The sequence below is a fragment of the Kitasatospora sp. NPDC101447 genome (assembly GCF_044767225.1).
Lineage (GTDB): Bacteria > Actinomycetota > Actinomycetes > Streptomycetales > Streptomycetaceae > Kitasatospora.
Window position 1 is genome coordinate 76,640 of record NZ_JBIWNL010000033.1, and the last position, 24,486, is coordinate 101,125.

Annotated in this window: 27 protein-coding genes and 2 pseudogenes; 15 read left to right on the plus strand and 14 right to left on the minus strand. The window is 73.6% G+C overall.

Translation table 11 applies throughout. The features are described from left to right. Nucleotides 1-68 precede the first annotated feature (68 nt). From ACIRST_RS32875 to ACIRST_RS32890, 4 genes are all read right to left on the minus strand, one after another. A complete protein-coding gene (locus ACIRST_RS32875; protein WP_350524309.1) occupies nucleotides 69-1,511 on the minus strand; it encodes an NAD(P)/FAD-dependent oxidoreductase in 1,443 nt (480 codons plus the stop codon). Then, nucleotides 1,508-1,963, minus strand: a complete 456-nt coding sequence (locus ACIRST_RS32880) for an OsmC family protein (RefSeq protein WP_402806883.1) — start codon at nucleotides 1,961-1,963, stop codon at nucleotides 1,508-1,510. The genes ACIRST_RS32875 and ACIRST_RS32880 overlap by 4 nt, the downstream gene beginning before the upstream one ends. Before the next feature lie 149 nt (nucleotides 1,964-2,112). Next, nucleotides 2,113-2,847: an alpha/beta fold hydrolase gene (locus tag ACIRST_RS32885; RefSeq protein WP_402806885.1), complete on the minus strand. Its 735-nt coding sequence runs from the start codon at nucleotides 2,845-2,847 to the stop codon at nucleotides 2,113-2,115. Between the two features lie 184 nt (nucleotides 2,848-3,031). Next, complete coding sequence (locus tag ACIRST_RS32890; RefSeq protein WP_350524306.1) at nucleotides 3,032-3,421, minus strand: thioredoxin domain-containing protein; 390 nt, start codon at nucleotides 3,419-3,421, stop codon at nucleotides 3,032-3,034. 197 nt (nucleotides 3,422-3,618) lie between these two features. On the opposite strand from ACIRST_RS32890, the gene ACIRST_RS32895 reads away from it, so the two are divergent. The 3 genes from ACIRST_RS32895 to ACIRST_RS32905 are packed head-to-tail and all read left to right on the plus strand — an operon-like array spanning nucleotide 3,619 to nucleotide 5,591. Beyond that, nucleotides 3,619-4,179: a hypothetical protein gene (locus ACIRST_RS32895; protein WP_350524305.1), complete on the plus strand. Its 561-nt coding sequence runs from the start codon at nucleotides 3,619-3,621 to the stop codon at nucleotides 4,177-4,179. Nucleotides 4,180-4,212: 33 nt separating this feature from the next. After that, a complete protein-coding gene (locus ACIRST_RS32900; protein ID WP_402806890.1) occupies nucleotides 4,213-4,785 on the plus strand; it encodes a sigma-70 family RNA polymerase sigma factor in 573 nt (190 codons plus the stop codon). Next, a complete protein-coding gene (locus ACIRST_RS32905; RefSeq protein WP_402806893.1) occupies nucleotides 4,782-5,591 on the plus strand; it encodes an anti-sigma factor family protein in 810 nt (269 codons plus the stop codon). Before ACIRST_RS32900 ends, ACIRST_RS32905 begins: the two co-directional genes overlap by 4 nt. 1 nt (nucleotide 5,592) lies before the next feature. Here ACIRST_RS32905 and ACIRST_RS32910 read toward each other — a convergent pair whose 3' ends face one another. The 4 genes from ACIRST_RS32910 to ACIRST_RS32925 all read right to left on the minus strand — a co-directional run bounded on the left by ACIRST_RS32910 (nucleotide 5,593) and on the right by ACIRST_RS32925 (nucleotide 8,412). Next, entirely contained in the window at nucleotides 5,593-6,300 is a 708-nt protein-coding gene (locus tag ACIRST_RS32910) for a hypothetical protein (protein ID WP_402806896.1), read from the minus strand. Next, the gene (locus tag ACIRST_RS32915; protein ID WP_402806898.1) at nucleotides 6,297-6,926 is read right to left on the minus strand and encodes a hypothetical protein; all 630 of its coding nucleotides are present in this window, start codon (nucleotides 6,924-6,926) and stop codon (nucleotides 6,297-6,299) included. Before ACIRST_RS32915 ends, ACIRST_RS32910 begins: the two co-directional genes overlap by 4 nt. Nucleotides 6,927-7,060: 134 nt before the next feature. Then, nucleotides 7,061-7,573, minus strand: coding sequence for a DUF1990 family protein (locus ACIRST_RS32920; RefSeq protein WP_402806901.1), 513 nt, complete (start codon nucleotides 7,571-7,573; stop codon nucleotides 7,061-7,063). Continuing rightward, nucleotides 7,570-8,412, minus strand: a complete 843-nt coding sequence (locus tag ACIRST_RS32925) for a YndJ family protein (RefSeq protein ID WP_402806904.1) — start codon at nucleotides 8,410-8,412, stop codon at nucleotides 7,570-7,572. Before ACIRST_RS32925 ends, ACIRST_RS32920 begins: the two co-directional genes overlap by 4 nt. Nucleotides 8,413-8,580: 168 nt before the next feature. Between ACIRST_RS32925 and ACIRST_RS32930 the strand changes: the two genes are divergently transcribed. Both ACIRST_RS32930 and ACIRST_RS32935 read left to right on the plus strand, forming a co-directional pair. After that, the gene (locus ACIRST_RS32930; protein ID WP_350524300.1) at nucleotides 8,581-8,850 is read left to right on the plus strand and encodes a DUF1876 domain-containing protein; all 270 of its coding nucleotides are present in this window, start codon (nucleotides 8,581-8,583) and stop codon (nucleotides 8,848-8,850) included. Beyond that, nucleotides 8,847-9,050, plus strand: coding sequence for a hypothetical protein (locus ACIRST_RS32935; protein WP_402806909.1), 204 nt, complete (start codon nucleotides 8,847-8,849; stop codon nucleotides 9,048-9,050). Before ACIRST_RS32930 ends, ACIRST_RS32935 begins: the two co-directional genes overlap by 4 nt. A 92-nt stretch (nucleotides 9,051-9,142) precedes the next feature. Here the strand turns inward: ACIRST_RS32935 and ACIRST_RS32940 are convergent, their stop codons facing one another. From ACIRST_RS32940 to ACIRST_RS32950, 3 genes are all read right to left on the minus strand, one after another. After that, entirely contained in the window at nucleotides 9,143-9,583 is a 441-nt protein-coding gene (locus ACIRST_RS32940) for a PPOX class F420-dependent oxidoreductase (protein WP_396551345.1), read from the minus strand. 353 nt (nucleotides 9,584-9,936) lie between these two features. After that, nucleotides 9,937-11,472, minus strand: a complete 1,536-nt coding sequence (locus tag ACIRST_RS32945; RefSeq protein ID WP_402806912.1) for an MFS transporter — start codon at nucleotides 11,470-11,472, stop codon at nucleotides 9,937-9,939. 195 nt (nucleotides 11,473-11,667) lie between these two features. Continuing rightward, nucleotides 11,668-12,348 (minus strand): TetR/AcrR family transcriptional regulator, encoded by a 681-nt coding sequence (locus ACIRST_RS32950; protein ID WP_350524296.1) that lies wholly within the window; start codon nucleotides 12,346-12,348, stop codon nucleotides 11,668-11,670. A 137-nt stretch (nucleotides 12,349-12,485) separates the two neighbouring features. Between ACIRST_RS32950 and ACIRST_RS32955 the strand changes: the two are divergent. Both ACIRST_RS32955 and ACIRST_RS32960 read left to right on the plus strand, forming a co-directional pair. After that, a pseudogene (locus ACIRST_RS32955) lies at nucleotides 12,486-12,614 on the plus strand (Uma2 family endonuclease); the annotation flags it as partial. A 121-nt stretch (nucleotides 12,615-12,735) separates the two neighbouring features. Continuing rightward, nucleotides 12,736-13,521: a VOC family protein gene (locus ACIRST_RS32960; RefSeq protein ID WP_350524295.1), complete on the plus strand. Its 786-nt coding sequence runs from the start codon at nucleotides 12,736-12,738 to the stop codon at nucleotides 13,519-13,521. A 55-nt stretch (nucleotides 13,522-13,576) separates the two neighbouring features. Here ACIRST_RS32960 and ACIRST_RS32965 read toward each other — a convergent pair whose 3' ends face one another. Both ACIRST_RS32965 and ACIRST_RS32970 read right to left on the minus strand, forming a co-directional pair. Then, nucleotides 13,577-14,029, minus strand: coding sequence for a hemerythrin domain-containing protein (locus ACIRST_RS32965; RefSeq protein ID WP_350524294.1), 453 nt, complete (start codon nucleotides 14,027-14,029; stop codon nucleotides 13,577-13,579). A 198-nt stretch (nucleotides 14,030-14,227) separates the two neighbouring features. Further along, a complete protein-coding gene (locus tag ACIRST_RS32970; protein ID WP_350524293.1) occupies nucleotides 14,228-14,848 on the minus strand; it encodes a TIGR03086 family metal-binding protein in 621 nt (206 codons plus the stop codon). Nucleotides 14,849-15,059: 211 nt separating this feature from the next. On the opposite strand from ACIRST_RS32970, the gene ACIRST_RS32975 reads away from it, so the two are divergent. After that, complete coding sequence (locus tag ACIRST_RS32975; protein ID WP_402806916.1) at nucleotides 15,060-15,632, plus strand: DoxX family protein; 573 nt, start codon at nucleotides 15,060-15,062, stop codon at nucleotides 15,630-15,632. A gap of 247 nt (nucleotides 15,633-15,879) precedes the next feature. Then, complete coding sequence (locus ACIRST_RS32980) at nucleotides 15,880-18,174, plus strand: collagenase (protein ID WP_402806918.1); 2,295 nt, start codon at nucleotides 15,880-15,882, stop codon at nucleotides 18,172-18,174. Between the two features lie 154 nt (nucleotides 18,175-18,328). Here the strand turns inward: ACIRST_RS32980 and ACIRST_RS32985 are convergent, their stop codons facing one another. Then, nucleotides 18,329-19,090 (minus strand): protein phosphatase 2C domain-containing protein, encoded by a 762-nt coding sequence (locus tag ACIRST_RS32985; RefSeq protein WP_350524290.1) that lies wholly within the window; start codon nucleotides 19,088-19,090, stop codon nucleotides 18,329-18,331. A gap of 133 nt (nucleotides 19,091-19,223) precedes the next feature. On the opposite strand from ACIRST_RS32985, the gene ACIRST_RS32990 reads away from it, so the two are divergent. From ACIRST_RS32990 to ACIRST_RS33015, 6 genes and pseudogenes are all read left to right on the plus strand, one after another. Then, entirely contained in the window at nucleotides 19,224-20,384 is a 1,161-nt protein-coding gene (locus ACIRST_RS32990; protein WP_402806920.1) for an LLM class flavin-dependent oxidoreductase, read from the plus strand. Then, the gene (locus ACIRST_RS32995) at nucleotides 20,381-21,004 is read left to right on the plus strand and encodes an FMN reductase (RefSeq protein ID WP_402806922.1); all 624 of its coding nucleotides are present in this window, start codon (nucleotides 20,381-20,383) and stop codon (nucleotides 21,002-21,004) included. The genes ACIRST_RS32990 and ACIRST_RS32995 overlap by 4 nt, the downstream gene beginning before the upstream one ends. A 220-nt stretch (nucleotides 21,005-21,224) precedes the next feature. Next, complete coding sequence (locus tag ACIRST_RS33000; protein ID WP_402806924.1) at nucleotides 21,225-22,286, plus strand: Dyp-type peroxidase; 1,062 nt, start codon at nucleotides 21,225-21,227, stop codon at nucleotides 22,284-22,286. Continuing rightward, nucleotides 22,283-23,128, plus strand: coding sequence for a family 1 encapsulin nanocompartment shell protein (locus ACIRST_RS33005; protein ID WP_350524286.1), 846 nt, complete (start codon nucleotides 22,283-22,285; stop codon nucleotides 23,126-23,128). The genes ACIRST_RS33000 and ACIRST_RS33005 overlap by 4 nt, the downstream gene beginning before the upstream one ends. A gap of 204 nt (nucleotides 23,129-23,332) precedes the next feature. Further along, nucleotides 23,333-24,118, plus strand: a complete 786-nt coding sequence (locus ACIRST_RS33010) for an electron transfer flavoprotein subunit beta/FixA family protein (protein ID WP_402806928.1) — start codon at nucleotides 23,333-23,335, stop codon at nucleotides 24,116-24,118. A 72-nt stretch (nucleotides 24,119-24,190) separates the two neighbouring features. Continuing rightward, nucleotides 24,191-24,486: pseudogene (locus ACIRST_RS33015) on the plus strand (electron transfer flavoprotein subunit alpha/FixB family protein); the annotation flags it as partial.

Below are 24,486 nucleotides of genomic sequence, written 5' to 3' on the forward strand. Positions count from 1 at the left end.
TCCGTTCGCCCGGCGGTCCGTTCACCTGTCCGTCTGTTCACCCGTCGTCCGTCGGTCCGTCCGGAGGGCTACCCCCGGCAGCCCTCCAGCAGCCGCAGCCAGACCTCACTGATCGTCGGGTACGCGGGCACCGCGTGCCAGAGCCGGTCGATCGGCACCTCGCCGACCACCGCGACGGTCGCCGAGTGCAGCAGCTCGGCCACCCCGGGGCCGACCAGGCAGGCGCCGACCAGCACCTGGCGGTCCAGGTCGAAGACCACCCGGGCCCGGCCGCGGTAGTCGTCGCCGTACAGCGAGGCCCCGGCGACGGCGCCGAGGTCGTGGTCGACGCTCTTGACCCGCAGCCCGGCCTCCTCGGCGGCGGCCAGCGTCAGGCCGACGGCGGCGACCTCCGGTTGGGTGAACACCACCTGCGGCGCGCCCGCGAGGTCGGCGGACGCAGCGTGCGCGCCCCAGCGCGCGGTGTCCAACGGGCGCCCCTGGGCGCGGGCGGCGATCGCCGCGCCCGCGATCCGGGCCTGGTACTTGCCCTGGTGGGTGAGCAGCGCCCGGTGGTTGACGTCCCCGGCGGCGTACAGCCACTCGCCGTCCACCCCGAGCACCGCGCAGCTGTCGTCCACCTCCAGCCAGCCGCCCGGCTTCAGCCCGACCTGCTCCATCCCGATGTCGGCGCTGCGCGGGGCCCGGCCGGTCGCGTACAGCACCTCGTCGACGGTCAGCTCCCCGCCGTCCTTGAGCGTCAGGGTCACCGGCCCGGAGCCGTCCGTCCGTTCCACCGCGGCGACCTCGACGCCGAAGCGGACGTCCACCCCGGCCCCGCGCAGGCCCTCGGCGACCAGCTCGCCCGCGAACGGCTCCATCCGCGGCAGCAGCCCCCCGCCGCGCACCAGCAGCACCACCTCGGAACCGAGCGCCCGCCAGGCGGTGGCCATCTCGACCCCGACCACGCCGCCACCGACCACTGCCAGCCGCCCGGGGACGGCCGACGAGCCGGTGGCCTCCCGGTTGGTCCACGGCGCGGCCTCGGCCAGCCCCGGCACGTGTCCGGGCAGCACCGGACGGCTGCCGGTGCACACCACGACGGCGTGCCGGGCGGTGAGCACCCGCTCGCTGCCGTCCTCGGCCTCCACCGTCACCGTCCGCTCCCCGGCCAGTCGGCCGTGGCCGCGGACCAGGTCGATGCCGGTGTCCCGCAGCCACTTCACCTGGCCGTCGTCCTTCCAGTGCGAGGTGAAGGAGTCCCGCCGGGCCAGCACCGCGGCCGGGTCCAGCCGGCCGTCGCCGACCGCCTCCCGGGAGCCGGCCACCGCGCGGGCGTCGGTCAGCGCCGCCACCGGGCGCAGCAGCGCCTTGCTCGGCATGCAGGCCCAGTAGGAGCACTCGCCGCCGACCAGCTCGGCCTCCACGATCACCGTGCGCAGACCGGCGGCGACGGTGCGGTCCGCCACGTTCTCGCCGGTCGGGCCGGCCCCCAGGACGATGACGTCGTACTCCTCGGCGGTGCTGGTCATGCCCGGTCCTCCGTCGTCTCGATGGCCACCCCGGCCCGCAGGGCGAGGGTGACCGGCGTGCGTTCGCAGATGTCGAGCAGCCGGGCGCGCTGGTCCCCGTCCAGGCCGCCGGTCAGGGCGACCCGGCGGGAGATCCGGCCCCGGCTGCCGTCGGTCTCGTACCCGAGCCTGACCCGGACCGTCTCCAGCGGCCACTTCTTGCGGTCGGCGTACATCCGCAGGGTGATCGCGGTGCAGGACCCGAGCGAGGCGAGCAGCAGCGCGAACGGCTCCGGCCCGCTGTCCGAGCCGCCGCGCCGCGCGGGCTCGTCGGAGGTCAGCGGGTGGGTGCCGGCCCTGACGTCCACGTGGTACGGCGCGTCGGCGGCGCTCCCGGTGACCAGGGCGGTGGTGACCCGCCGGAACTCGGGCCCGGCGGCGGGTGGTTCGGTACGGCCGGGCTGCTCGCTCATGGGGTCGCTCTCCACTCGGTACGGTGTGGGGCCCATCCTGCCGGGCCGGGCGCGCCCGCGCGACGGACGGACACGCCCAGGACGCGCACGGGACACATCCGTGCGCGCAGGGGACAGCACCGGGGCGCGCGGGGGACAGCCGGGCGGTCTCAGAGCGCGGCGAGCTCCGCGAGCACCGCCGCCGTGTCGGCCGGGCGGGAGAACATCGGCCAGTGCCCGGTGGGCAGTTCGCGCAGCTCCCAGTTCGGCCCGGCGAGCGCGGCGAAGCCCGGATCCCCGGAGTCGATCAGCGCGCGCACCGTGGCGAGCGGGAAGGAGCAGAACACCATCGCCTGCGGCAGCGCGTCCCCGGCGCCGGTCAGCCGCAGCCGGTCCCGGAACGCGCCCTCCGGGTGCGGGGTGGCCCGCGCCCGGATCCGGGCCAGCGCGGCCTCGTCCAGGCCGTCCAGGCCGGCCCCCTGGGAGGACAGGAAGTCCCAGGGCGGCATCGGCAGTCGGCCGTCCGTCACCGTGGCGTCGGCCTCCTCGCGGAACCCGGGCTGCCAGAGGTCGTAGACCGAGGAGCCGTCGGGCATCGGGCGGCTGTCCAGGTAGACCACCCGGCGGATCCGCTCCGGCATCCGGTCGGCCAGCCCGCCCACCGGGGCGGCGGCGCCGCTGTGGGCGACCAGCACGACCTCCCACAGGTCCTCGCGGACCAGCAGGTCGGCCAGGTCGGCGATGTGGTCCTCCAGCCCGAACCCACCGGACTCGACCGCGCGTTCGGCCACCCCGGGCAGGCTGACCGGGTGGACGCGGTGCCCGGCGGCGCGCAGCGGCGCGGCCACGTCGTCCCACGCCCAGGCGCCGAGCCAGAATCCGGGGACCAGTACGAACGTGCTCATGGCGATCACTCCTTCGTCGGTGGTACCTCCGCGGAGACCCCGGTGGGGGCCGCTGACACGACTCTAGGAGCGGATCGGGACGGGCGTGGCGGAGCGCGACGGGCGTCGCCGGATCGGGCGGGCCGCGGGTGCGGCGAGGGCCCGGGGGACACCGCTCCCCGGGCCCTCGCCGACCGGCCCGGCCTCAGGCCTGGCCGCCGGCCGCCTGCTCCTCGGCGACCTTGCGCTTCACCTCGACCATGTCCAGCCCGCGGGCCTGGCCGATCAGGTCCTCGAACACCGCCTCCGGCAGCGCACCGGCCTGCGAGAAGACGAGCACGCCCTCACGGATGATCGCCAGCGTCGGGATCGACTGGATACCGAACGCGGCGGCCAGCTCCTGCTGCGCCTCGGTGTCCACCTTGGCGAAGACCAGGTCCGAGTGGCGCTCGGCCGCCTTCTCGTACACCGGGGCGAACTGGCGGCAGGGACCGCACCAGCCGGCCCAGAAGTCGATGAAGACGAAGTCCTTGCCCTCCGGGCCGGGGACGATGTCGTCGAAGTTCTCCTTGGTCAGTTCGACCGTGCTGCTCATCTTGCGCTTCCTTCCCTTCCGGAGGCCGCGGTACAGACCGTGTGCCCGCCACAACGGCGCCACCCGACACGGTATTCCGTGGGCGGTTCCGCGGGCGTCCGGCCTTCCCCGGGCGTCCGGGCGCCGGCATTGAGCAGCCGGTCGGCACCGGACGTACAGAAGGGTGTCCAGTCCGTTTCCGACCGCGGGAGGCACCCATGTCCAGCAAACCCCGCACCCGCCGGGCCGCCGTGCTGGCCGCCTCCGGCATCGCGGTGGCCGCCCTGATCGCCGGTTGCGGGTCGTCCGGCGGGAGCAAGTCCGCCGCGCCGAGCACGTCGGGCAGCCAGAGCGCCCCGGCGAGTGCGACCCTGCAGACCGCCACCGACCCCAAGCTGGGCACCATCGTCACCGACAGTGCCGGCTTCACGCTGTACCGCTTCGACCAGGACGAGAACAACCCGCCGGAGTCGTACTGCAACGGCAGCTGCGCCGTGATCTGGCCGCCGGAGCACGTCAACGGCGACGTCACGGTCAAGGGCATCGACAGCAAGCTCGTCGGCACCGTCACCCGTTCCGACGGGACCAAGCAGGTCACCGTCAACGGCTGGCCGGTCTACCGCTACTCGCCGGACACCAAGCCCGGCGACACCAAGGGCCAGGGCGTCGGCGGCACCTGGTTCGCGGTGACCCCGAGCGGCGGCAAGGCGGGCACCGGCACCGGCTCCGCCCCGAGCCCGGCGACCCCCAGTCCGATGCCCAGCACTCCGGGTTACTGACCGGTGCCGACCGTCCTCGACCGGGAGGCCCGGGTGCGCAACGATGAAGTGGTGACCGAGGAGCACCCCGTCGGCGGCACCGCCGGCCATGTCACGGGGGCGTCGGACGAGGAGCTGATGCGCGCCCTGTACCACGAGCACGCCGGTCCGCTCTTCGGCTTCGTGCTCCACCTGGTCGCCGGCGACCGCCAGCGGGCCGAGGACGTCGTCCAGGAGACCCTGGTCCGCGCCTGGCGCAACATCGACCGCCTCGACCCGGCGGCGGGCTCGCTGCGGCCCTGGCTGGTCACCGTCGCCCGGCGAATCGTGATCGACGAGCACCGCAGCGCCCGGGCCAGGCCCCGCGAGGTGGACGCGGCCGCCCTGGAACTGCTGCCCGCCGAGGACGAGCTCGACCGGGCCCTGCGGATGATGACCGTCGCGGACGCGCTCGGCGACCTCTCGCCGGCGCACCGCGAGATCATCGTCGAGACCTACCTGAAGGGGCGCACGGCCAACGAGGCGGCCGCCGAACTCGGCATCCCGGCCGGGACCGTGCGGTCGCGGGTGTTCTACGCACTGCGCTCGCTCAGGCTCGCGCTGGAGGAACGGGGAGTGACATCGTGACCAAGCGCCCCGACCCGGTGCCCGGCAGCCCGGACGGCGTTCCCGGCGGCGGGGGCGGCACGCCCGGGGGCCCGGACCACGGGCCCGGCGGGACCGGCCGCGCCTTCGACGGCCCGGAGCACGTCGACGCCGGCGCCTACGTCCTCGGCCTGCTGGAACCCGCCGAGCGCGCCGCCTTCGAGCAGCACCTGGCCGACTGCCCGCAGTGCGCCGAGCAGGTCGCCGAACTCGGCTTCGTGGAACCGCTGCTGGCCGAGTACGCGGCCGCCGGGACGGCCGCCGGGCTGGACCCGGCCGCGCCCGCCCCGCAGCCGGACCCGCGGCTCCTGGACCGGCTGGTCGCCGAGGTCGGTACCGCCCGGCGGCGGGGCCGGGTGCGGCGGCTGGTCCTGGCCCTGGCCGCGACGGCGATGATCGCGGCGGGCCCCGCCGTCACGGCCGCGGTGCTCACCGCGGACAGCACCCCCGCCGTGGTCGCCGTGGCCGAGCAGTTCAGCGCCACCGACCCGACCACCGGCACGCACGCCACCGTCGGCGTCGACGGCACCACCTGGGGCAGCCAGGTCAGCATGCAACTCTCCGGCGTCCAGGGCCCGTTGACCTGCAGCCTGGTCGCGGTCTCGCACACCGGCGGACAGCAGACGGTCAACACCTGGCGCATCCCGGCGGGCGGCTACGGGGGCAACGGCGGCGTGCTGCGCACCACCGGCGGTACGGCCCTCCAGCCGGGCGACATCGACCACTTCGAGGTGCGCGTCCAGGGCAACGGCGCCGTCCTGCTCGCCGTCCCCGCCCACCGCGCCTGACTCAGGACGGCGGGTGCACGGGGTGCTGCGCGGCCGGCCGCACGGTCCCGGCCGCACCCCGGACGCCGGGCCACCGCGGGTCCGCCTCGCCGGAGTCGGTCATGTGCTCCCGCCGCCACGTCCGGCTCCAGCCGAACCGCACCGACGGCTCGAAGCCGTGCCACCGCCCGCACGGGCAGGGCGTCAGCACCCGGGCGCAGGACCGGCACAGCCCGGCCTCGCCGTGGCCGGTCGGGACCGGCACCGCCGGGCCCTCCTCCCCGCAGGCCGGGCAGCCGGGCAGCTCGGCGCCGTCCAGCAGGGCGTTCCGCCGCTGCACGTAGTCGGGCAGGCTCAACGGCGGGTGCAGGAACGGGTCGTGGTGCCACGCCGCCTCCAGTGGGCCCCACCGGTAGCGGTCCCACCACGGCGGCACCGGCCGGGTCCGTCGCCCGGACCGCTTCTGCGCCCGGCGCTGCGCCGCGTACTCCTCGGCCCCGGCCCGCCACAGCTCGCGCGCCTCGTGCAGCTCGTCCACCGCACGCAGCAGTGAGTCCGGGTCCGTCTCCAGGTGCCGCGGCATCCGGGCGCTGACGGTGAGGTGGTGGTAGGTCGCCCGCAGGCCGTACGGGGCGAAGCAGGTCAGGCAGGTCCGCAGCGCGCTGTGCCGCCGGTGGACCGGGAGCGAGGTGTCGTGCACCCGGGCCCGGTGGGTGTGGAAGCTGGTCATGCCGGGGCCTCCAGGGCGAGTGCGCGGGCGAGCGCGGTGGTGACGGCGGGCGCGCGGTCCGGCAGCTGCCGCTCGGCCCACCGCGCGGCGAGGGCGAGGAAGTCGCGCAGGTCCCGCTCGGCCCCGGCGAGCAGTCGGCGCAGCTCGTCCACCGGCAGCTCGATCACAGGGCTGTCCGCGTCCTCGTCGTCCTGGGTGAGCCGGACGACCCGGCCGATCCACTCGACCCGGGCGTCCGGGTCGTGGCCGAACCAGGCCGGGCCCGAGCCCTCGACCACGGCCGTCCACTCGCGCCAGTCCTCCAGGCCGGTGCAGCAGCCCGGGGTGAAGACGGTGCCGGTGGCGGGGTCGGTCACCCGGAACCCGCCGGGTGCGAAGAGGTCGGGCATCGTGAGCAGCCCGTGCAGGAAGGCGCCCAGCGGGTCCGCCGGGCGCGGACCGCGCTCGTCGTCCTCCTCGGGGTCGACGTCGTTGACGTCGGCCAGCCGCCACACCGCCGTGCCCACCTCGGCGGGCGTCGACTCCCCGTTCAGCACCAGGTATCCCCAGCCCTCGTGCTCGGCCGTGGGCCAGAGCGCGAAGCCGTCGGGGGAGCGGATCTCCAGTACCGGCTGCATCAGCATCATCGGGCGATGATGCCGGACGGCGGCACCGCCGGTCGCGGCATTTACGCCGCGCCGGCTGCCGTCGTGACGCTTGTCCCCGCGCCCGGCCCGCTGCCGCCACAGCGCTCACGCCGTGTCCGCGGCGTCCGTGTCCGCTACGCCGCGTCCGCCGCGATCCCCGCCAGCACCCGTCCGCAGTGCCGGGCGAAGGCGCGCTGGGCGAGCGGGAGCAGCGGTCCGGCCAGTCGGGCGTACCAGGCGACGGGGCGGCTGAAGGCGGTGACGGTGAACCAGACCGCCCCGTCCGGCCCCATCTCGACCAGGAAGGTCTCCTCGCCGGCGGCCAGGTGGCCGTGCCGCGTCCCGTAGGTGAACCCGTAGCGGTCCGGGCCGTCGACGGTGGCCAGCACCCGGTTCGGGGCCCCGGCGCGCAGCGGCCCGACCCCGATCCCGCAGTGGACGGCGACGCCCGGGGCCGCGCGCTGCGCCTCGGTATCGATCCGTACGCCTGCCAGCCGGTGCATCCGCCAGCCGAGCAGGGCGGCTCCGGCGACCTCCAGCGCGGCGCGGCCGTGGCCGATCCGCGCCCGGTGCCGCAGGTGGTTGTAGCCGTCGGGCAGTTCGCCGGCGGTGCTGGCGCCCTGTTCGGGGTAGCTGAGGTCGGTCATCGGTGGGCCTCCGGGGTGTCGAGCCGGCGCCAGGCGAGGAGTGCGCAGAGGGCGAAGCCGAGCGCGTTGCCGACGCCGTGGGTGGCGGCCATCCAGGCCAGGGTGGGGTGGGGGAGTCCGGCGGCCCGGCCGAGTGCCCACCAGAGGGCGAGCACCATGGTGAGCGCGAGGACGGCCGAGGAGACGGCGAACAGGCGGGCGGTGGCCGTGTCGTGGGCCCGGTGGCGCAGCTCGCGCCAGGTGATCAGGCCGACCAGCCACATCCCGGTGGTCAGGACGAGGGCGCCGGCGAACTGCCACCAGTTGCCGAGGAAGTAGCCGGCCAGGACCACCAGGGTGCCCGCCGGCACGCTGAGCGCCGCGCAGCGGGCGGCGGTGGAGGCCGGGTCGACGGCCCGGCAGACCAGCCCGGCGACCAGGGCGGCGGTGAACCCGGCGTAGTGGAAGTGCGGGACGGTCAGCGCCAGGATGTGCGGCTCGAAGCCGAACAGCGGGTAGCCGGAGCGTTCGGCGACGAGGGCGACCCCCGCCACCGAGGGCGCGGCGAGCGCGGTGAGCACCGCGATCTCGGCGGGCGCGAGCGAGCGGGTGCGGGCCAGCCGTAGGGGCGCGTGCAGCGCGATGACCAGGGTGCCCAGCGCGTAGACGACGGCGGGGCCGGTGGCGAGGGCGCCGCGCGGCAGCCAGAGCGAGAGCGCGCCGGGTACGGCGGCCAGCGGCCAGAGCCGGCGGATCCGGGCGAGCCCGGGTTCGCCGATCAGGGCGAGGCCGAGCGGGACGACGGCGCCCATGCCGAGCAGGACCAGGAGGTCCACCAGTTCGGTGGTGCCCTTTCCCATGGCGGACACACCCCCCTTGAACGTGTTCAAATGAGCTTCGCCGCCGACTCTACGCCGCTGACTTGAACGCGTTCAACTCGCCCCCTCGCCGGGCCCCGACCCGGCTTGCCTGGTGCTAACGGTGGGTGCGGCGCACTCTGGAGGAGTAACCGATGGAGGTGATCCGCCATGCAGACTCTGGTCGGTTGGCACATCGAGATGGAGTTCCGTGAGGACGGTCCGCGCACCAGCGCCGCCGCCCTGCTCCGGCTCGGCGACGGGAGTGAACTGCGCGCCCACGGCTTCAGCAGCCGCCACCCCTCCGACCCGGAACAGCTGCGGGTCGGCGAGGAGGTCGCGGGGGCCCGCGCCCTCAACGACCTCGCCTCCCAGCTGCTCACCAAGGCCCACGGCGAGATCCAGGAGGTCAGCCCGGTCCCGACCCACCCGCTGTCGTGACCGCCCCGCGTCCTGGCGGCGGCTCCGCCGCGCCCGAACCGGCCCGCCCGCGCATCCCGCTGATCTGCCCGCGCTGCGGGCACGAGCAGCAGGTCGTGCCCGGCGGCCCCGAGCGGGTGGTCAAGGTCGTCCACGTCGGGACCGGCCGGGAGGCCTGCGAGACCGAGGACCTGGCGCGGGCACCGGACGTCGGGAGCTGAGCGGCACGGGCCCGGGATCCCCGGGCCCGAGCCCCCGGACCCGGCCGGCTCGTCGGTGTCATTCGCAGGGCTCGGCACCCGCGTCGGCCGCCTCAGTTGACGCAGTACGAGTCCGGAGGCTGCCACTCCGGCCCGACCAGCCGCCGCTCCGGCTCGTTCGGGGTGATCCGGATCCCGACCGTTCCGTCCAGCCCGACCCGGAACCGGCTGCGGGCCAGCACGATGAGCGCCGTCAGGCCGTACTTGTTGATCAGTGAGGTGCGGTAGCCCGCGGTCGCGTCGGCGTCGCAGAGCCGGGCGCGGGCCGGGACGGGCCGGCCGGTCGGGCGCCCGTGGCTGTCGCAGGGGCCGACCAGCACCCGGGGGTGGCGGCGGATCCGTTCGGCCTCGCCCGAGTGGGCGGGGGTCCAGACCCCGAGCGCGGTGCCGTCCGGCACCACCCAGAGCTGGGACTCGATCGGGGTGCCGTCCTCGTCGAAGGTGGTCAGCAGGAGGTGTCTGCTGTCGGCGAGCCGGTCGGTTCGGTCGTGCACGATGTCCTCCCTCTGGCGTCGGGGCGGGTCGGTGCCCGTGGCCCTCGGTGATCCCGCGGTACTCCTCGGCGGTGGGCTCGGGGACGTGCGCGTACTCGCCGTGGAACCCGCGGGACGGCCTCGCTCGGGTGCGAGTGAGCGCTCCCGCCGGGTGGGCCACTTCATTCTCGTCCACCGGGGCGGGCAGTTCGAGGGGGCGGGGCTGTTCGTGTGCCGGACGCCGGACGCCGGACGCCGGACGCCGGACGCCGGATGTCGTATGCCGGATGTCGTATGCCGGAAACGGCGAGCGGCCCGCCCGGTGTCGTGGGACACCGGACGGGCCGCTTACGCACCCGAGCAACCCCTGGGCGTCAGTGCACCAGCACCGGCACCTCGTCGTTCTTCGCGAGATCCGCGCCGGCGCCCGCGCCCGACGCCGAGCCGGGACGGCCGGCGTTGATGAAGGTGAAGGCGACGGTGGCGGCGGCCACCAGGATCCCGAAGGACACCCAGATCGCGGTCGAGAAGCCGTGCACCATGCCGCCGAACTGCAGCGCCTTGGCGGCCTCCGGGGAGGCGGCGGCCGCGGCGGTGGCGTGCGAGGCCAGCCAGCTCGTGGTCGCGCTGGCCGCGATGGTGTTCAGCAGCGCGGTGCCGATGGCGCCGCCGACCTGCTGCGAGGTGTTGACCATCGCGGAGGCCACGCCGGCGTCGCGCGGCTGGACGCCGTGCGTGGCGAGGCTCATGGCCGGCATGAACGCGGTACCCATGCCGAGGCCCATCAGGACCAGGCCGGGCAGGATCAGCGCCGGGTAGGAGGTGTCCAGGCTGATGTGGGTCAGCAGGAACATGCCGATCGAGGCGACCAGGAAGCCGGGCGCCATCAGGTAGCGCGCCGGGACCCGGGTCATCAGCCGGGCGCCGATCTGGGTCGAGCCGGTGATCATGCCCGCCACCATCGGCAGGAAGGCCACGCCGGTCAGCACCGGGCTGTAGCCGAGCACGATCTGCAGGTAGTAGGTCAGGAAGAGGAACAGACCGAACATGCCGATCACGGCCATGCCCAGCGACAGGTAGACCCCGCCGCGGTTGCGGTCCAGCACCACGCGCAGCGGCAGCAGCGGGGCCTTGACCTTGAGCTCGACCATCACGAAGGCGAACAGCAGCACGGCGGCCGCGGCGAACAGGCCGAGGGTGCTGGCGGCCGTCCAGCCGGAGGACTCGGCCCGGGTGAAGCCGTAGACCAGGGAGACCAGGCCGGTGGTCACCAGCAGTACGCCGGGGACGTCCAGCTTGTTGCGGTTGCGGCCCTCGGCGGGCTCGCGGATCACCATCACGGCGCCGACGGCGGCCACGATGGCGAACGGGATGTTGACGAAGAAGGTCCAGCGCCAGTTCATGTACTCGGTCAGCAGGCCGCCGAGGATCAGACCGATGGCGCCACCGCCACCGGCGATCGCACCGTAGATGCCGAACGCCTTGGCGCGCTCCTTGGCCTCGGTGAAGGTCACCGCGAGCAGCGACAGCGCGGCGGGGGCGAGCAGCGCGCCGAACACGCCCTGCAGGGCGCGGGCGCCGAGCAGCATCGCGGTGTTGGCCGCGGCGCCGCCGAGCGCGGAGGCGAGGGCGAAGCCGGTGAGGCCGACGATGAACGTCCGCTTGCGGCCCCAGAGGTCCGCGATCCGGCCGCCGAACAGCAGCAGGCCGCCGAAGGCCAGCGCGTAGGCGGTGATCACCCACTGGCGGTTGCCGTCGGTGATGCCCAGGTCCCGCTGTGCGGACGGCAGGGCGATGTTCACGATGGTCGCGTCGAGGACGACCATCAGCTGGGCGAGGCCGATGAATATCAGCGCCTTCCAGCGCCGGGGATCGGGCAGCGTCGCCGGGCGGGCGTCGGTTTGGGACATGGGGGTACTCGCTTCACGGTGCGTGGTGTGTGCGTGCATGGTCGACTGCCGTACGGGAACGGCAGGTTGCCGTACGGTGAAAGGTGCTCTGCGGGCGTGCGGGGGCGTGCCGGGGCGGCGCCGCTCAGCAGTGCGGGTCGCCCGGTGCCACCGGACGGATCAGGTGTTCCGGTCGGATCAGGTCTGGTGCGTCGGTCAGTTGCGGGGCTGGAAGTCCTCGAAGGTCGCCGCCCGGCCGGGCAGCGTCGAACGGACCGGCGTGCGCAGGCCGTCCAGGAAGATCTGCAGGTGCCGGTGGACGAACTCGTCGTGCACCTGGCACGTGGTGTTCGGCAGGGGTCGGGTCAGCTGGCTCATCGCGATGAACAGGTCGCCGTGCTCGACGTCCGGCCGCAGCTCACCCGCGGCCCGGGCGCGCTTCATCAGCCCGCCCACGGCGGACTGCAGGCGCTCCCGGATCTCGGTCAACTCCGGGTCGAACGGGTCGACATGGCTGCTGAACAAGGTGCAGAGACCGCCGACCTTCTCCGCGACGGTCGCGTGCGCGAACCGCTGCAGAGCGTCGAACGGGCCGTCGCCGTCAGGCGAGTCCGCCTCCGCCGTCGCCGTCTCGGCGAGGGCCAGGATGCGGTTCTTGACGAGCACCGCCACCTCCTGGATCAGCGCCATCCGGTCCGGAAAGTTCCGGTAGAGAGTGGCGTTGCCGACCCCTGCCCGCTTCGCGATCTCGTCCAGCGGTGCATCCGCACCGTGCTCGACGAACGCGTCCCGGGCCGCCAGCACGATCCGTTCCCGGTTCCGGCTCGCATCCGCACGCAGCTTCGGCGTACGGGTGCTCCCGGCGGGACTGACCGACTCGGCGGCGGCGGTGGTCACGACGACTGCTCCTTGAGGATACCGGGGAAGTTCTCCCCGCTTTTGCCAACGTACTCGGAAACGGGGAATCTGTCCCCGGAATTTCCGCCCCCGATGTGACCTGCGTCACATCAGGCGCTTTGCCTGTCGGTCGACCCGTGCACAGTCAGCCCGACGGCGTCCGTTACGAGAGCGTTCGGATCGTTCCCTTCGGCAGGACCGTCGACCTGCCCAATCCGGTGGGCATCCCGCTGGACACCGAGCCGCTGAAGAACTGGGTGCGCTGACCCCGGCCATGCCTTCCCGGGGGTGGTGCGCCCCTCGTCCTAGGCTGTGGAGGTCCCGGGCGGCCGGTGGGCCGTGGGAGTCGGGAGCGGCCCGGCGGCCGGGTGGGCGAGGAGGTTCGCGATGGGCAGCGGTGAGACCGCCAAGGTGCGCTGTGTGGCGGCCGTTCCGTGCTGGGTGAGCCTGATGGCCCGGGACCTGGAGGCGGCCAAGGCGTTCTACGGGCCGTTGCTCGGGTGGGAGTTCGAGACCGGGCCGGACCACTTCGGGCCGTACGTGCACGCGGTGGTCGGCGGCGAGGCGGTGGCCGGGCTCGGCGTCGCGGGCGTCGGGGCGATCCCGCTCGCCTGGACCAGCTACTTCGGGACGGAGAGCGCCGACGCGGCCGCCGACGCGGTGCGGGAGCGCGGCGCGACCCTGGCGATCGGGCCGCTGGCCTTCGACGCCGGGCGGGTGGCCTTCGCGGCGGACCCGGCGGGCGCGGTGTTCGGCATCTGGGAGGGCCCGCTGGGCCGGGCCCGGAAGCTGGAACTGCCCGGCGCGCCGGTCTGGATCGAGCTGCGCACCCCGGATCCGTTCGCGGCGGCGCTGTTCTACGGTGAGGTGTTCCGCTGGGACGGCCGCGATCCGGAGCGCTTCGACGTGCGCTGGGAGCACGACCGGGTGGTGCTGCGCGCCGAGGGGAACAGCGTCGCGGCGCTGGCCAAGGAGCAGGCGGGCGGTCCGGCGGGGATGCCGCCGCACTGGGAGGTGTCCTTCGCCGTCCCGGACACCGACCGGGCGCTGGAGCGGGCGGTGGAGCTGGGCGGCGCGCCGCTCGGCCCGGCCTTCGACTCCCCGTACGGGCGGGTGGCCCGGCTGCAGGACCACGAGGGCGCGCGTTTCGCGGTGATCAGCCCGAAGAACTGATCGCCGAGCGGATCGAGGCCCGATCGAGGGGTCGGCCGGGGGCCGGCCGGAGGAGTCAGGAGCCGAGCGCCGCGCGCTCCGCGCGCAGCCGGTCGCCGAGGGCGGCGCGGGAGGCGGCGGGCAGGGCCTTGCGGGCGGCGGCGAAGAGCTGTTTCTCCTCGCCGTGCAGGTGGCGCCGCAGGGTGTCGGCGAGGCCGCGCAGCAGGGTGTCGAAGGTCGGGTCGGCGGGGCGGAGCGCCTGCAGGTCGGAGAGGTACTGCCCGATCGCCAGGTGGTCGTGGATGCTGCTGAACACCAGTGCCCCGCCGTCGGGCACGTCGTGCTGCACGATCGGGAAGAGGTGTTCCTCCTCGGCGGCGCAGTGGGCGAACAGCAGGTCGGTCAGTCGGGTCACCAGGTCGCCACGTTCGGTGCTGCCCGTCGGGGCGGCCTCGATCGCGTCGAGCAGTTCGGTGACGGCCCGGTGGTCGGCGGTGAACTCGCCGAGGATGTCCGGCCTGCGGCTCATGGCGCGCCCGCCTCTCGCACGGAAACTGGCCCCCGTTCCTTCCAGTATCCGGCGCCGGGCCGCGGGGCCGGGTGAGCCCCGGCCACGCTGGGTTCCCGTCACCCCGGTTCCCGTCACTCTCCGTTCCGGCCGCTTCCGCCCCGGTCACCGCCGTGCGCCCGGCTCGCGTGAGCCCGCCCCGCCGTGCGCTCGGCTCGCTCACCCCTGGTCGCCGGCGCCCGCCGCTCCGCCGTCCCGGCGCCCGGTGAGGGCGAGCAGCCGGGTCTGCGGGCTCGCGTCCTCGGGCACCGGGACCGGCGGGTCGAACACTCCGCTGCCGGAGAGGTCGCCGTAGCCGGTGATCTCGCCGAGCGCGAAGTCGACGAGTTCGGCGGGGAGCCGGGTGAGCCGCCCGGTGCCTTCGGCGAGGTCCCAGGTGTGGATGACCAGGTCGGTGGTGAGCTGGTTCAGGTAGTACCGGCCGGTGACGTCCCCGAAGGAGAGGTGGACGGTCAGCTCGGCGGCGCCGGGGACGTCGAAGGCCTGTCGGGCGGCCTCGGCGGCGTCCGTCCAGGCGGCGAGGGGGTCGTCGCCGAGCACGTCGCCGTCGAACCGGCCGCCGACCTCGCCGATGGTGGCGCCCATCAGCAGTTCGGGCACCCAGAGCTGCTCGCCGACGAGGTGGTTGACCAGGTCCCGGACGGACCAGTCGGTGCACGGGGTGGGGGAGTCCCACTGGCCGGGGGTGATCAGCCGGACGCGTTCGCCGAAGGCGGCCAGGGCCTCGGGGTACGGGGTGCCGGTGCCGTCGGCCCGCCGGTGCTGCCTGCGTTGAGCCATGTCTCCACCCTGCCCCGGTCCGGCCGGGGGCCGCGAGTCGCCCACGGACCGTCAGTTGTTCAAATTCGAACTCCAAGGTACGGTCGATGGAGTGGCGGTTCAAATTTGAACAATGGCCTGGGGGTGACGACTCCCGCCCGCCGCCTCACCGCATCCCGCTCACGCCGGCCCCCGGCCGGCGACGACCGACCTTCGACCGATGGAGACGCGCATGCCGAGCAGCAGCCCGAGCACGACCGCCGCCACCAAGCCCACCGTCAGTCAGGCCCCGGACACCTCCGGGTCCGCGACGACCTCCCCGCACGCCTATGACGCCGGACTCCTGCTCCTGCGCCTGGTCCTCGGCCTGACCATGGCCGCGCACGGCAGCCAGAAACTGTTCGGCTGGTTCGGCGGCGGCGGGATCGACGGCACCGGTCAGTTCTTCACCGCGAGCGGCTACCCGGCCGGTGACACCATGGCCGTGGTGGCCGGCCTCACCGAGACGCTGGGCGGACTCGCCCTCGCCGTGGGCCTGCTGACCCCGCTGGCGGGCGCCGCGATCGTCGGCACGATGGTCAACGCGATCGCCGTCACCTGGGGCGGCGGCTTCTTCGCCCCGAAGGGCAGCGAGTACGAACTGCTGCTGACGGCCGGGGCCGCCGCGCTGGCGCTGACCGGCCCGGGCCGCTACGCGGTGGACCGCTTCCTGCCGGTGGTGCGGGCGCACCGCCTGGCGTACGGCGCGGCCGCCGTGCTGGTCGGCCTCGCGACGGCGGGCGTGATCCTGCTGCTCCGCAAGTAGCTCCCCGACAACCGACCGGCCCGGAGACCGTGGTGACGAACCGTCACCACGGTCTCCGCGCGTTTCCCCCGCAAACTGCGCACAGCAACCAGGGTTCCCAAGGTTATGTGATGTGTGCCATGGTACATGTCACACTCCCCACCGGTTCCCGGCGGATCCGCCCCCACGCGGCGCCGTCGCCAACGGTCCTCGAATCCCCCACCGGCCGCGCCCCGATCGCGGCCGACGACGGCCGGGAGGCCCTCACGTGAGTCCCGCACGACTGCTGCGACTCCCGCAGTTGGCACGATTGTTGACGCTCGTCCTGTCGCTCTTCCTGGCGGTCGGCCTGTTCGCGCCGCAGAGCCAGGCAGCGCCCGTAGCGGTGCCCGCCCCCGGCGGCGCGCCCACCGCCCCCACCGGTGCGGCCCCGCAGCCCGCCACCGGAACGCCCGAACGCACCGACGGTGAGCGGCAGTTCGCCACCGCCGACCAGCGCGCCCCGCTGCCGCTGGACACCCGGCCGGCCGAGGTGAAGGCGGCCGCCACCCCGAACGCCAAGGCCCCCCGTCTCGGCGCGGCGGCCGAACAGGCCTGCAACACCGGTGACTTCACCGGCCGGACCGGAAGCGACCTGGTCCAGCACATCAAGGCCGCCGACATCCAGTGCATCAACAGCCTCTTCCAGCTCACCGGCGGCGACGCGCGCGGCGCGTTCCGCGAGGAGCAGATGACCACGGTGGCGTACGCGCTGCGCGACGCGGCGGGCAGCTACCCGGGCGACAACACCACCTCCGTCGAGCAGTTGGTGCTCTTCCTGCGTGCCGGCTACTTCGCGCAGTGGTACCACCCGGGTGACGTCGGCACGTACGGCACCGCCCTGCAGACGGCGATCCGCTCCGCGCTGGACGCGTTCTTCGGCAGCGCGCACTCGCGGGACGTCGCCGCCGGCAACGCGCCCATCCTGGGCGAGGCCGTCACCCTGATCGACAGCGCGCAGGAGAACGTCCGCTACCTCCCGGTGGTCAAGCGGCTGTTGACCGACTACACCAGCGCCACCTGGAACCCGGCCGGCATGGCCTGGTCGGTGAACCCGGTGTTCACCGTGCTGTTCCGCGGCCACCAGGTGGCCGGCTTCGACGCGGCCGTCGAGGCCGACCCGAGCGTCCTGGACACCCTCGCCGCCTTCGCCGGCCGCAACAACGACCTGCTCGGCGGCGACTTCGGCGTGCTGACCTACAACGCCACCAAGGAGCTGGGCCGCTTCCTGAAGGACCCGGCGCTCCAGGCCAAGGTCCGTCCGCTCGCCAAGGCGCTGGCGGACTCGTCGGCGCCGAACGGCCGCACCGTGTTCCAGTGGGCCGCGGTCGCCGAGGCGGTCGGCTACTACGACGCCGCCAACTGTTCGTACTACGGCACCTGCAACTCCGCCGACCAGCTCAAGGCCGGTGTGCTGAAGGTCGACTACACCTGCAGCCCGAGCATCAAGCTGATCGCCCAGGCACTGGACGCCACCCAGCTGGGCACCGCCTGCACCAGCCTGACCGGTCAGGACGCCTACTTCCACTCGGTGGTCAAGGACAACGGCCCGGTCAAGGACGACGGGAACACCACGATCGAGGTCGTGGTCTTCCACTCCTCGCTCGACTACCAGGTGCTGGCCGCCGCGATCTACGGCATCGACACCAACAACGGCGGCATGTACCTGGAGGGCGACCCGGCGAAGGCGGGCAACCAGCCGCGCTTCCTCTGCTACGAGGCCGAGTGGGCCCGCCCGTCCTTCGAGATCTGGAACCTCAACCACGAGTACACCCACTACCTCGACGGCCGCTTCGACATGTACGGCGACTTCAACGCCGGCATGACCACCCCGACCGTCTGGTGGGTCGAGGGCTTCGCCGAGTACGTCTCCTACTCGTACCGGAAGGTGAGCAACGACGCCGCGATCGCGGCGGCCGCGCGCCACACCTACCGGCTGAGCGACCTCTTCGACACCGCCTACGGCGACCAGGACCGGGTCTACCGCTGGGGGTACCTGGCCGTGCGCTACATGCTGGAGCAGCACCGCTCCGACATGGACGCGGTCCTCGCCAAGTACCGGGTGGGGGACTGGGCCGGCGCCCGCACCCTGCTGAAGACCACCATCGGCACCCGGTACGACGCCGACTTCGACAGCTGGCTGACCGCATGCGCGAACGGCGCCTGCGCGACGAACCCGACCGTCCCGCAGCTGCCGGAGTGCGCCGCGGCCGACACCCGGGCGCTGGACACGAACTGCGCCCGCAGCAACGTCGCCGCCACCACGGGCAACTACGCGCACTTCTACCTCCTGGTGCCGGCCGGCACCAAGCAGGTGAAGATCACCACCAGTGGCGGCACCGGCAACGGCGACCTCTACTACAACCCGGCGAGCTGGGCGTACACGGGCTCGTACGCCACGCGGTCGGCGGGCCCGGACAACTCCGAGACGCTGACCGTGACGAACCCGCCGACCGGCTACGTCTACTTCAGCCTCTACGCCCAGCAGGGCTTCAGCGGGGTGACCGTCACGAGCGAATTCTGAGCCGAGCACGGCGAACGGACAGGTGACCGCCCCGGCGGAGCGCTTCGGCGCCCCGCCGGGGCGGGTCCGCTCCGCGAGGCCCGTCGCGCACGTTCCGCGAGGCCCGTCGCGCACGTTCCGCGGGGGCCGTCGCGTGCGTTCCGCCGGGGTGCGGCTACCCGCCGACCCGCACCAGGGCCAGGGTGATGTTGTCCGGCCCGCCGGCCTCGATCGCCGCCTTCCAGAGCTCGAACGCGGCCTTGCCGTCGGACCGTTCGGCCCCTTCGTAGGAGCGGGCCAGCAGGTCGGCCAGCTCCTCCTCGGGCACCGGGTCGGTCAGCCCGTCGCTGCACACCAGGTAGCGGTCGCCGGATGCCAGCGGGGCGACCCGGACGTGCGGTTCGACGAAGGTGAGCCCGAGCGAGCCGCCCAGGGTCTGGGTGACCATCGAGGTGGTGCGGCGTCCGGGCGGCAGCGGCGGGCTGTCGTCGACGCTCACCCGGCTCAGCCCGTCCCCGTCGATCCGGTAGACCCGGCTGTCGCCGACGTTGAAGACCACCGCCCGCTCGGGCAGCAGCACCACCCCCGCGATCGTGGTGCCCATCGCGGCGAGCTCCGGCTCCCCGGCGGCGGCCGCGTAGACGGCCCGGTTGCACTCCTGCAGTTCCTCCCGGACGGCCTCCTCGCCGTCCAGGCCGTCCCCGTGGGCGGCGAGCCGACGGGCGACCAGGGCGCTGGCCACCTCGCCGCCGGGATGGCCGCCGAGGCCGTCGGCCACCGCGACCACGCAGGGCGGGCCCAGCGGGAAGAGCAGCGTCTGCGGGTTGCTGGTCACGGTGGCGCAGAGCGTCCACGGGCCGATCGCGAGGCTGTCCTCGTTGTGCTCCCGCACCAGGCCCTCGTGGCTCAGTGCGCTCACCGCGATGTACGGCGCCATCGTCCGCCGCCCTTTCCGGAACCCCGCCGCTCGTGCCCCGCCTTCCTTCCATTGTGGGCGGGAATAGCCGGGGCCACCTGCGTGCTAAGGTGGTTGAAAGTTGAACGACCTCCTCCGGAGAGCGGTGAGCAGCATGCAGTTCGGAATCTTCTCCGTCGGCGACGTGACGACCGACCCCACCACCGGCCGCACCCCGAGCGAGCACGAGCGGATCAAGGCGATGGTGGCGATCGCGCGCAAGGCCGAGGAGGTCGGCCTGGACGTCTTCGCGACCGGCGAGCACCACAACCCGCCGTTCGTCCCGTCCTCCCCGACGACCATGCTCGGCTACATCGCCGCGCAGACCGACCGCATCATCCTCTCCACCTCGACGACCCTGATCACCACCAACGACCCGGTGAAGATCGCGGAGGACTTCGCGATGCTCCAGCACCTGGCCGAGGGCCGGGTGGACGTCATGATGGGCCGCGGCAACACCGGCCCGGTCTACCCGTGGTTCGGCAAGGACATCCGCCAGGGCATCCCGCTCGCGATAGAGAACTACGCGCTGCTGCACGAGCTGTGGCGCGAGGAGGTCGTGGACTGGAGCGGCCGCTTCCGCACCCCGCTGCAGGGCTTCACCTCCACCCCGCGCCCGCTGGACGACGTCCCGCCGTTCGTCTGGCACGGCTCGATCCGCAGCCCCGAGATCGCCGAGCAGGCCGCCTACTACGGGGACGGCTTCTTCGCGAACAACATCTTCTGGCCCAAGGAGCACTTCCAGAAGCTGATCGACCTCTACCGCGAGCGCTATGCCCACTACGGCCACGGCACGCCCGAGCAGGCGATCGTCGGCCTCGGCGGGCAGGTGTTCATGCGGAAGAACTCCCAGGACGCGGTGCGCGAGTTCCGTCCGTACTTCGACAACGCGCCGGTGTACGGGCACGGGCCCTCACTGGAGGAGTTCACCGAGCAGACGCCGCTGACCGTCGGCAGCCCGCAGGAGGTCATCGAGAAGACGCTGACCTTCCGCGAGACCTTCGGCGACTACCAGCGCCAGCTGTTCCTGATGGACCACGCCGGCCTGCCGCTGAAGACCGTGCTGGAGCAGCTGGACCTGCTCGGCGAGGAGGTCGTGCCGGTGCTGCGCGAGGAGTTCGCCAAGGGCCGCCCGGTCGAGGTGCCGGACGGGCCGACCCACGCCGCGCTGGTCGCGGACCGCGACCGGAAGGCCGCCGAGCAGGCCGCCGGGACGACCGGCGGGACCAGCGACGAGACGACTGACGAGAACGAGAAGGCCGAGGTGTCCAAGTGACCGCGTACAAGCTGGTGGTGGTGAGCGCCGGGCTGAGCAAGCCGTCCTCGACCCGCCTGCTGGCGGACCGGCTCGCCGACTCGACCGCGCGGCAGCTCGGCGCGGACGGCCGGCCGGTGGACGTCACCGTCGTCGAACTGCGGGACCTGGCCGTGGAGATCGCGAACAACTTCGTGACCGGCTTCCCCGGCGCCGCGCTGCGGGAGGCGATCGAGGCGGTCACGGAGGCGGACGGGCTGATCGCGGTGACGCCGATCTTCACGGCGTCCTACAGCGGGCTGTTCAAGTCCTTCTTCGACGTGATCGACCACGACGCGCTCACTGGCAAGCCGGTGCTGATCGCCGCGACCGGTGGCACGCCCCGGCACTCGCTCGCCCTGGAGCACGCCGTCCGGCCGCTGTTCGCCTACCTGCGCGCGGTGGTGCTGCCGACCTCCGTCTACGCGGCGACCGACGACTGGGGCGGGACCGGGGACGGGCTCACCGACGGGCTGCCGCGCCGGATCGACCGTGCGGCGGGTGAGCTGGCGGCCCTGCTGTCCGGCCGCGGCCCGGCGGCGCCGGCGGTGCCCGAGCAGGTGGTGCCGTTCGAGCAGCAGCTGGCGGCGCTGCGGGTCTGAACCGCTGCCGAGGGCGGGAGGGGCGGGTGCGCGACGAGGCGCACCCGCCCCTCGCCGCGTGTCGGCACCCCGCCCGCCCGGCGGGGTCCTTCGGATGCGTGCCGGCCGCGCCGAATTGTCCGCTATGCGATGTAATCATTCCCATGATCAGATCAGTGCCGGTCCGTTCGGTCTGCTCCTGCCCCTCCTGCCCGCACCCGGTGTCCTGAGGGGCGACGTCATGCAGCCCGAACCGCAGGCCGTGCTCTCCCCGCTGACCGGCGCGGCGATCTTCCTGGTGCTCACCGTCGAACCCGGGGGCGAGCACGCCGTGCGCGAGCTGCTGCCCGACCTCGCCGGGCTGCGCCGCGCGGTCGGCTTCCGGGCCCCCGAGGGCGGCCTCACCTGTGTCACCGGCATCGGCTCCGAACTCTGGGACCGCCTCTTCGACGGTCCCCGGCCGGCGGCCCTGCACCCCTTCCGGGAGGTGGCCGGCGCCCGCCACCGCGCCCCGGCCACACCGGGCGACCTGCTGCTCCACCTGCGGGCCGAGCGGATGGACCTCTGCTTCGAACTGGCCGGGCAGCTCACCGGCCGGCTCGCCGGGGCGGCCACCGTGGTCGACTCCGTCCAGGGCTTCCGGTACTTCGACGACCGGGACCTGCTCGGCTTCGTGGACGGCACCGAGAACCCCGAGGGCCGGGCCGCCGTGGACGCCGCGCTGGTCGGCGCGGAGGACCCGGACTTCGCCGGCGGCAGCTACGTCGTCGTCCAGAAGTACCTGCACCGGCTGGACGCCTGGAACGCGCTGAGCGTCGAGGAGCAGGAGGGCGCGGTCGGCCGCACCAAGCTGACCGACGTCGAGCTCGCCGACGACGTGAAGCCCGCGGACTCGCACGTCGCGCTCACCGTGATCACCGGCCCGGACGGCGAGGAGCGGAAGATCGTCCGCTTCAACATGCCCTTCGGCTCCTTCGCGCACGGCGGCGAGTCCGGCACCTACTTCATCGGCTACGCCCGTGACCCCGGGGTGACCGAGGAGATGCTGCGCAACATGTTCGTCGGCAACCCGCCCGGCACCACCGACCGGCTGCTCGACTTCTCGACGGCCGTCACCGGCGCGCTGTTCTTCGTCCCGACCGCCGACCTGCTCGACTCCCCGCCGCCGGCACCGGGCGCGGTGGCCGGGTCCGCCGCCGGATCGCCGGCCGGGTCCGCCGCCGGATCGACGGCGGGCGGAAGCCCCGGCTCGCTGGGCATCGGCAGCCTCAAACAGACCCCCCGAACAGGACCCCGCGCATGAACAACCTCCACCGGGACCTCGCCCCCGTCTCCGCCTCCGCCTGGGAGGAGATCGAGGACGAGGCCCGCCAGACCTTCAAGCTGCACATCGCCGGGCGCCGGGTGGTCGACCTCAGCGGCCCTGCGGGCGTCGACCTCTCCGCCGTCGGCACCGGCCACCTGACCGGCATCGAACCGCCGATGGACGGCGTCCAGGCGCACGCCCGCGCCGCCCAGCCGGTGGTCGAGCTGCGCGTCCCCTTCACCGTCCGCCGCGATGCCGTGGACGACGTCGAGCGCGGCTCCCGCGACTCCGACTGGCAGCCCGTCAAGGACGCCGCCCGCACCCTCGCCCTGGCCGAGGACCGCACCGTCTTCGAGGGCTACCGCGCCGCCGCCGTCGACGGCATCCGCGCCGCCTCCACCAACCCGCCGGTCCCCCTTCCCGAGGACGTCCGCGAGTACCCCGAGGCGGTCAGCCGGGCGCTCACGGCGCTGCGGCTGGCCGGCGTCGGCGGCCCCTACTCCCTGCTCCTCGGCGCCGACGCCTTCACCGCCGTCAACGAGACCAGCGACCACGGCTACCCCGTCCACAACCACCTCGCCCGCCTCCTCGACGGCGACATCATCTGGGCCCCCGCCATCGAGGGCGCCTTCCTCCTCTCCACCCGCGGCGGCGACTTCGAGCTCTTCCTCGGCCAGGACGTCTCCGTCGGCTACCTCTCCCACGACGCCGAAACGGTCCGGCTCTACCTCCAGGAGTCGCTCACCTTCCGCGTCCACACCGGCGAGGCCGCCGTCGCCCTGGGCGGTGCCGCGCGGGCGGACGGCTCGCGGCCCCCCGGGCACCGGGAAGGGTACTGAGTTCCTTTACGAGGGGTACTGAGTGCCGTATTCTCTCCCTGGAGCCTCTGACGCCAGTCGAAGAGAGCCGACACGGTATGCCGGTCCAGGTGGCGCTCGCGGCGCGCGGGTCGCGACCGGGCCGGACTTGGCACTCAGTACCCTCGGCATGACCTGAGGCCATGGATCCAGTGCATCCGTGCACCCGTGACAGGAGAACCGCTCATGAGCTTGAGGATCGTCGTCTGTGTGAAGTACGTGCCGGACGCGACGGGTGACCGTCGTTTCGCGGACGACCACACCACCGACCGGGAGGGCGTGGACGGCCTCCTGTCGGAGCTGGACGAGTACGGCGTGGAGCAGGCGCTGCGGATCGCGGAGGCGAACGAGGGCGCCGAGGTGACGGTGCTGACGGTCGGGCCGGACGACGCGAAGGACGCGCTGCGCAAGGCGCTGTCGATGGGTGCGGACAAGGCCGTGCACGTGAACGACGACGACATCCACGGTTCGGACGTGATCGGGACGTCGGCGGTGCTGGCGAAGGCGCTGGAGAAGACCGGGTTCGACCTGGTGATCGGTGGCATGGCGTCGACGGACGGCACGATGGGTGTGCTGCCGGCGCTGCTGGCGGAGCGTCTGGGTGTGCCGCAGGTGACGCTGCTGTCGGAGGTGTCGGTCGAGGGCGGTGTGGTCAAGGGCCGTCGTGACGGTGACGCGGCGACCGAGCTGGTCGAGGCGGCGCTGCCGGCGGTGGTCTCGGTGACGGACCAGTCGGGTGAGGCCCGTTACCCGTCGTTCAAGGGGATCATGGCGGCGAAGAAGAAGCCGGTTCAGTCGCTGGACCTGGACGACCTGGGCATCGAGGCGGACGAGGTCGGTCTGGCGGGTTCGTGGACGGCGGTGGAGTCGGTGGCTGCGCGTCCGGCGCGTACCGCGGGCACGGTCGTCAAGGACGAGGGCGAGGGTGGCAAGGCGCTCGCCGGCTTCCTCGCCGACCAGAAGTTCATCTAGTCGGCGGTCTCGCCGACCGGAAGTCCGTCCAGTCCCACCCCTCGAACCTGCGAAACACGGAGACATTGAGCAATGGCTGAGATTCTCGTCCTGGTGGACCACGCCGACGGTGCGGTCCGCAAGCCGGCCCTGGAGCTGCTGACCCTGGCCCGCCGCATCGGCGAGCCGTCCGCCGTCGTCCTCGGCGCCGGTGCCGCGGCCGCCGACATCGCCGCGAAGGCCGCCGAGTTCGGCGCGGCGAAGGTGTACGTCGCCGACGGCGCCGAGTTCGCGGACCAGCTGGTCGTCCCCAAGGTGGACGCCCTGGCCCAGATCGCCAAGGCCGGCGACGTCGCCGCCGTGCTGGTCACCTCCTCCGGCGAGGGCAA